Here is a 6,672-nt window from a genome sequence, read left to right as displayed (position 1 = left end):
TTTTGATTTGTTTTAGATTCATCTAAAAGCTCTAAATGTTTTTTGAAATCGACCATTTGAATGTAACTTAATTCACAATAAGTTACATTCATTTATCTCTTATCATGTTATTTTTTATCTTTAATTTCTTCCAAAACTTCAATTACACGTTTGTTAGTCTCGTCAATCGATTTCAATCTTCTTTCGATGTTGCTTGAAGAAATACCAATAACTATTAAAATAGCAAGCCCTACGATAAAATCCATTTTGAACCTCCATAAAATATTAATTTTTTTCACTTTATATAAAACAAAGTTGTTCCGGTTTCCTGTCCTAAAATATGAATGTCTTTTTCTAGTTGAACGAAAATATTTCTTTGCAAATCTATTAGTTCTGAATGTCACTTATCTGCACATAAGTTACATTCAAAACCTAGTCTTTGTCCCAAAACTTCCACTTGGATTTTGCCGGGGCTTTTTTCAATTCGTTTAGATCGGTTTGCAGTTGTTGGACGATGGCCAACAATTGTTCTTCCCGTTCCTGGCTCTTTTTCAATTCGGTTTTCATGTCCTCAAGCACTTCTGTGTGGTCTACGGGATCCGGTAATTGTTGTTTTGGCTGCTGTTGCATGAATTGCTGCAGCTCGTTGATTTTCTGGTTCTGGCCCATCAGCAATTCGACAATCTGATTGAGCGATTGCGGAGCAACCACCAAATCGGTGTCCATTCGTTTTACTTCTCCACCGAACTGTTCTAACAAATGAGCTTCTACTTCTTCGAAGTCTGTCCGCTTAATGCCTTTCGCTCTTTGCGCTTGAATGAGTTGAGAAATCAACTGGATCCGTTCCACTTGTTCCTCCGTATAAACCCGTTGGTGATTCTGTTTCGGGTCTTTTCCTACTTCACCAAGCCAATCTCGTTTCTCCCACTCCCGAAGTTGATGGGCTTCAAGATTCAGCTCTTTGACGAGTCTACTGATTGGAATTCGCACGTTTTCACCCCTTAAATTTAGCCTTAATTAAGTTTAAATGTAGCTTTATTTTATGCTTCTTTTAGGCTGAAAGATACTGATTTCAAAGGATTTCTAGAAAAAATGAAAAAGAAGGTGCTGCAGACCAGCATCTTCTCTAGGTTTTTGTTATCGAACTGCCGATAATTCGGGATATGTAAACTAAATCTTTAAGTTGAAGGTAATAAAAGGTAGCCGATACTATTGTTCTTTTGATTTAACAATTAGATTGATTTCTTGGATTTTATCCCTTCATATTCAGCCCAACAAATATAAGCAATTCCGATCAATAATGCACAAATACTTAGCGTATTTAAGGTACTGCCGATGTAAGAAAGCATGTATTGAAACATTTCTTCATCCCAGGTATTTACGTTGCTGCCAAATATAGCTGCTGCAATATATTTGGAGCAAATTAAAATTGCTGAGATTACGATAAATATAACTCCAGCTCCTCTTTTATTCATTCCAACTACCTCCTCTTCTGCTAATTTTTAGTATATAGATATCCGAATTATCTGTATATATAATTTAAATTCCACACATTGAAAGAATAAAAAAAACGTCCACAAATGTGGTTATCCACTTTGCGTACGTTTTTTTATTTCAAGCCAAATTATCGAACGAATCATTCTTATTTTTTTACATCCGAAGGCGACAAGTAAATCCCCGTTACCACCCCGATTTAGAGGTGGTGTATAACTGGGCACTCTGCGTGAAGACTCTTCATATCTTTTATCGTTCCAACTCTTGGTCTCTTTTTCTAGCAATCTCTTTTTGTTTTTCTTGCTGACGCTCTTTTTGCCATTCTTTGAATTTCTCCAGCTGGGATTTTGCAAACTCCATCAGCACGTTCAGCTGACTTTTTAACGTTTTATTTTCCTTTTGCAACTCCTGATTTTCTTGTTTCAGCCGGCTATTTTCTTTCTGCAGCTGCGCCGTTTTTATTTTTTCCTGATCCAGCTGCCGATCGCTGGTGATCACGTTATCAACCATATCGTCAAAACGCTTTTCATGAGCTTCAATGGTGCTTTCGATGGCTTCGGTGGCCTTGGCTCTTGCTTTAAGTGCTTCGAAGTCCTCTACCGGCAATTTCACGTGATTCCGGTCAAAGAGAGAGGGTTTGCTGACTTGCAGCTCATCGACCTTCTTAGAAGCCGACAGCGCGTTTCTGAGGGCATCTGTTTCCTTCTCAAGGGTTTTAATCTCTTCATTGAGCGTCAATGCCTTAAAACGGCTCATTTCGATGTGTTTCCGGTCAGAAGCAATGCCCCGTTCGACTTCAAAACCCACACTTTGCATGTGTTTCGGGAATTCTTCCTGCATCCACTGCAATTCCTGCCGGTTGAAGACATTCTTGCCCTGGAGTTTGCCGTCACGCATCGGCACGACGCCCAAATGCATGTGAGGCGTTTTCTCGTCATTGTGAACCGTCGCATAAGCGATATTCTGTTTGCCGTAGCGTTCGGAAAACAATTTATAACTTTCCTCGAAAAATCGTTTCTGTTCAGCCGGATCCAATCCATCAAAAAATTTCCGGTCCGAAGTCACCAGCAGCTCATTTACGAGCACGGCATCTTTTCGGGTTTTCCGTTCGCTTACTTTTTGGCTTTCGATGATGGCTTTCACTTGTTTGTTGTAATCAATTTTCTCTTGATGCAGCAAATCATAATTCAAGTGCTCACGGTCCGGATCGATGTCTGGATTCGTCCGACTTTCCCGTTCTCGCTGGTTGTGAAATTGCATGCCCTTTAAATCTGGACTTTTCATTTTCTGCATCCGTACCACAGCAAAACTCACAAAAACACGCCCCCTCAATTCGGTCAACTTCCAAGTAAAGTATAGCACACTATACTTTATTCCATAAAGGTGTGCTCTCCGAGGGTAAGACCGAAGGTCAAAAGCAAGTGGCAGCATCCCTCCGGATGCCCCACCCAAATTCAACAGCATGGGGCTGATCGTCCTGGACGGACGGTCATTCCCCAGTAGATCAAGGGCAAGAAAAGACAGCCGGCTTCGGCTATCTTTTCCGTAGATCAACAGCAAAAAAGGACGGTCCGATTGCTCGGCCATCCTTTTCCTCAAGACCAGACCTTGCCCCTTTTGATAAAAGTGGCAAATCCCAAGCCCCCTAATCTTTTGAGAAAATAAAAATTTCAAAAATTAAAACATTAACAATAACCACTACCCCTAAAGTTGTGAAACTCACCGCTTTTGGAAAATCGAAAATAAATATTACACTCACAAAAATAATTAAAACAAAGATTAATTCTAAATAGCCCTTCTTTCTTTTAGTCATAACTTTCCTCCCAAGATATTACTCTCTATGAAATCTACACTTCCATCTCTTTCCAGTATCTCAATTACAATCCTCTTCCCTTTTAAGTTCTATCTTCAAGCCAGTTATAAAATTTAATTTTCTTTCTCGATTCAGTAGAGATCGATTGATGATTTTTTTCTAGCAACCGATTCAGTTCCCTGAAATTCCATACCGCTTTTTGGATTAAGTTATTTGCTTTTTCGCTTGTAATGGCGATCAGTTCATCCGTAAATTCTCGCATGGTTTCAATTTCTTGAATCAAATTAATTGCTCGCTGCCGATCCTCTTTGTCGTCGATATTCACGTATTGGAACATATCATCAAAAACAATATCGATGAGACTTTGAATCTCTTTGATCTGTTTCTTCGTGGCGCTGGTCACCTTCTTACCGTTTGACCAAATCAAATCGAATCCACTGATTGCCCGCCCCTCTTTTTCCACGTTATAGCGAATCTCTAATTCTGTGTGTTTGTTAATTTCAGCAATTGCTACGTCCAAAACACCTCGCTTAAATTGTGCAGTATTATCAACATATGTTTTTATCTTTTCTACTCCAAATAAACGCATTAAATCTTCTTTAGAAATTAATTTATGCCAATAACCATGGTGTGCTTTTAAGTAATCATATAAAGTCCACGAGAAACTACTTTTAAATTTGGATGCAATGTTTAAATCCGTTGTAATGTACTTATCTTTCAACTCAAGAATGTGAGGAATCATTTCTTCCGTCCAAGTGAAATGAAAAACCCCGGCGTGATATCTCATACCTCTAAAGACATTCCAGAAATCAAAGTAATCTTTTTCTGGATCCCAATGACCAAATTTTACGCTTGTTACTTTATCCGAGTCTTTTCTGGCATCTTCTGTTTTGTATTTTTGAATGCCAAACTTCTTTTCAAAATCAGCTTTATGGAATTCTGTTATGCCGTTCTGTTGTGTGCAAAAGATTGAAAACGCCAATAATTGCATTTGATTCAGCGTTAAGCCTTGATTTAATTTTGCCATTGATAATTCATTACTTTTTCTGATTGAGTTTTCATGTGAAATTAATTGGGTTTTAAGATTTTTTCTCACTATTTTTCTCCCTCTTTTTCAAAATGATGAATTTCTGAACTATGTATCTTGATATTCATTATACATTTATATATCTATATTGTGTATTTTTTTTATATATACACAATTTGAAGGGGGTAATTTACACAGTAAAGGGAGGTAATTTACACAGTAAAGGGAGGTAATTTACACATTTAAGAATTCAAACCCTTGTGGCTCTAAGGCGCAAGGCCACTCCTAAATATAACTAAGGTAATTAATCTTTTAAAAGATAATATATAGGCAAAATTTCATTTTGAAAAAATAAAAAGAAAAAAGAAAAGAACAAAATACAGATCAAGTTCATTGCTAGAAAAAATAGCAAACAAAAACTCCGCAGAAACATGCTGGGAGTTTTAGAGGCGAAACGCTTTTAAATTGCTCTCAATTTGTTCGTCGGTGATGCCGATGTAGCGCAGCGTGATCTGCGGATGCGCATGATTAAGGATATTCTGCAGCTCAGCAATGTCTTTGAACTGCTTGTAATGCCAATAGCCGAATGTTTTGCGCAAAGTATGCGTGCCAATGCCAACCGAGATATCGACCATTTGTGCGGCCTTCTGAAGCTGTCTATACGCTTGAACACGTGTAATTGGATTATTTCCCTTTCGACTGGGAAAAAGCCACTCAGCGCCTTCTAGTGAACGAATATAAGCATCCAGTTCCTCGTAAATGTTGCCGAGGTGGATGGTCCGGCGTTTTCCGGTCTTGCCTTCACGCAACGATACCACTTTCTTGCCCTGGATTTCGCTCGTTTTGATTTTTAACAGATCCCCGACACGTAAACCGGAATTGATGCCCAGGAGAAACAGGATATAATCCCGTTCGCTGCACCATTTCTTCAAGCTCCATTTCATGTCCTCAATCTTTTCGAGCGATCGGATCGGCTGGACGTCTTTGACCTCACTTTGTTTCGTCATTTTTTGTTTTGCCTCCTTCTGTGGGCTGCCCGAGCCATGTTAAGCCCGTGATCATTCCGGCAAAAAGAAACTGCAAGAATAAATCGTCAAAAACGCGGGGGAAGAAAAAGGTCATACCGAAGCTCACCGTAAATATGATTAGGTATCGGATACGCATGGACATCTTGCTGCCTCCTTTTGTTTGTAAATAAGGTTTTATTTTTAGAAGAAACAGTGTGTAGCGAACTACTCAAGGGATTTTGACCAAAAGAAAAAAGAGCGCCGCCAAGGAAAAGCGAACGCAGGAAACGCAAGGATCTGAATGTATCTTTTTTTCTAGCAATTTCAGTTTCGCTCGTTTTTTGGGTGAAGTCAATAGAATCAAGGTTTTGAATGTAACTTAATTAGTATTATGTTACATTCAAAAACATCAAAAAAACTCTAATAAATTCCTCTTATTTGAAAAAATGAAACTTTATTGGAATTTAGTTGGTATAGTAATTATAAACTTGCTGACCTAAGGGGCGAAATGAATTTGAACAGCGATAAAGAATATAACTTAAAGTACCATATGAATGGGTTTTCTGTTGCTTTCTCCATTATTCTCATCAGTTATATTGATAAATATATTTATGACTTCCGCACGTTAATAGGGGCTATTTTAGCAGGTGTTTTAGCTTATGTCTTAAGTGCTTTTTTTAGGAGACTCTCATTTTTGAACAAAGAGATCAGTAAAAGAACGAACAGTGTTCTTACAGTCCTGGCTATATTTCTAATTTTCTTTTCGTTTTACCTCTTTCAGCTATAAAAATGAGCATACATACAAAAGAGTTGCTGAATCTTTTTAAGATCTGCAACTCTTTTGTTTTACAGGTTTCGAATGTAACTTAATTGCTAATAAGTTACATTCAGATGCGATTGAAAACTACTCTTAACTTAATTACCAAGGTCACTTTCATAACATAGTAAATCAAAAATATAGATTAATCGCTAAACAACTAGATAAAAGGGATAAAGTACCGAATAATGGGTGGATAAGCATCTACTAAAGAGAAAGGCGGCATAAAATGGGTAAATACCTTGCAATATTCGTTTGGGTTACTTTATTTTTGTATTTTTACAATATGGTATTCCCTAAAAATGGATGGTACCTGTTGATTGGTATACCTGTAGTGTCAGTTACATCGCTTTCAATTTTAAAGTTTTTTGAAAAAAGAGAAGCGACTAAAAATCAGGGATAGGTTATAAATCACCCAAAGAGCCCAAAAGAAGGCTCCTTTACACAAAGGAACCTTCTTTTGATTTGTTTTAGATTCATCTAAAAGCTCTAAATGTTTTTTGAAATCGACCATTTGAATGTAACTTAATTCACA

Annotated in this window: 8 protein-coding genes; all 8 read right to left on the bottom strand. The window is 37.6% G+C overall.

Going from position 1 to position 6,672, the window contains the following annotated elements:
• Positions 1-107: 107 nt before the first annotated feature.
• Positions 108-245: a hypothetical protein gene (locus D2910_RS17000; protein ID WP_165850214.1), complete on the bottom strand. Its 138-nt coding sequence runs from the start codon at positions 243-245 to the stop codon at positions 108-110.
• A gap of 166 nt (positions 246-411) precedes the next feature.
• Positions 412-969: a MerR family transcriptional regulator gene (locus tag D2910_RS16660; RefSeq protein ID WP_117314296.1), complete on the bottom strand. Its 558-nt coding sequence runs from the start codon at positions 967-969 to the stop codon at positions 412-414.
• A gap of 242 nt (positions 970-1,211) precedes the next feature.
• The gene (locus tag D2910_RS16655) at positions 1,212-1,454 is read right to left on the bottom strand and encodes a hypothetical protein (protein WP_117314295.1); all 243 of its coding nucleotides are present in this window, start codon (positions 1,452-1,454) and stop codon (positions 1,212-1,214) included.
• Positions 1,455-1,722: 268 nt separating this feature from the next.
• The gene (gene mobV / locus D2910_RS16650) at positions 1,723-2,787 is read right to left on the bottom strand and encodes a MobV family relaxase (protein ID WP_377280268.1); all 1,065 of its coding nucleotides are present in this window, start codon (positions 2,785-2,787) and stop codon (positions 1,723-1,725) included.
• A gap of 331 nt (positions 2,788-3,118) precedes the next feature.
• Positions 3,119-3,286, bottom strand: coding sequence for a hypothetical protein (locus tag D2910_RS16995; RefSeq protein ID WP_165850212.1), 168 nt, complete (start codon positions 3,284-3,286; stop codon positions 3,119-3,121).
• Between the two features lie 82 nt (positions 3,287-3,368).
• Positions 3,369-4,382 (bottom strand): replication initiation protein, encoded by a 1,014-nt coding sequence (locus D2910_RS16645; RefSeq protein ID WP_117314293.1) that lies wholly within the window; start codon positions 4,380-4,382, stop codon positions 3,369-3,371.
• Between the two features lie 374 nt (positions 4,383-4,756).
• Complete coding sequence (locus tag D2910_RS16640; protein WP_117314292.1) at positions 4,757-5,320, bottom strand: tyrosine-type recombinase/integrase; 564 nt, start codon at positions 5,318-5,320, stop codon at positions 4,757-4,759.
• On the bottom strand, positions 5,304-5,483 hold the full coding sequence (locus D2910_RS16635) for a hypothetical protein (RefSeq protein WP_117314291.1): 180 nt from the start codon (positions 5,481-5,483) through the stop codon (positions 5,304-5,306). The genes D2910_RS16640 and D2910_RS16635 overlap by 17 nt, the downstream gene beginning before the upstream one ends.
• Between the last annotated feature and the right edge of the window lie 1,189 nt (positions 5,484-6,672).

The sequence above is a fragment of the Planomicrobium okeanokoites genome, from assembly GCF_003428875.1.
In the GTDB taxonomy this organism is placed as follows: Bacteria; Bacillota; Bacilli; order Bacillales_A; family Planococcaceae; genus Planococcus; species Planococcus okeanokoites.
The sequence above is the reverse complement of the archived record's forward strand: the minus strand, read 5'-3'. Positions and strand labels throughout refer to the sequence as shown.